The organism is Drancourtella massiliensis (assembly GCF_016900655.1).
Taxonomy (GTDB): Bacteria; Bacillota; Clostridia; order Lachnospirales; family Lachnospiraceae; genus Sellimonas; species Sellimonas catena.
In genome coordinates this window covers 1-244 of sequence record NZ_JACJKH010000134.1, presented here as the reverse complement: position 1 = coordinate 244, position 244 = coordinate 1, and the positions used below count along the sequence as shown (strand labels likewise).

At 49.6% G+C, this 244-nt stretch carries 2 tRNA genes; both read left to right on the top strand.

Annotation, left to right across the window (positions count from 1 at the left end):
• The first annotated feature begins 34 nt into the window (after positions 1–34).
• Positions 35–108: transfer RNA gene (locus H6A32_RS16070), tRNA-Ile, on the top strand.
• A gap of 26 nt (positions 109–134) precedes the next feature.
• Positions 135–207, top strand: a tRNA-Ala gene (locus tag H6A32_RS16065).
• Positions 208–244: the final 37 nt, after the last annotated feature.

Genomic DNA, 244 nt, shown 5'->3' with positions numbered 1-244 from the left:
AGAAACCGGCGGAAGCCGTTTTCATATAAAGTGTGGGCTTATAGCTCAGCCGGTTAGAGCGCACGCCTGATAAGCGTGAGGTCGGTGGTTCGAGTCCACTTAAGCCCATCACAACTTAAACAAAAACTATATACGGGGGATTAGCTCAGTTGGGAGAGCGCCTGCCTTGCAAGCAGGAGGTCACGAGTTCGAATCTCGTATTCTCCACTCGGATCGGAAACGGTCCGTAAGATATGAAAATGTA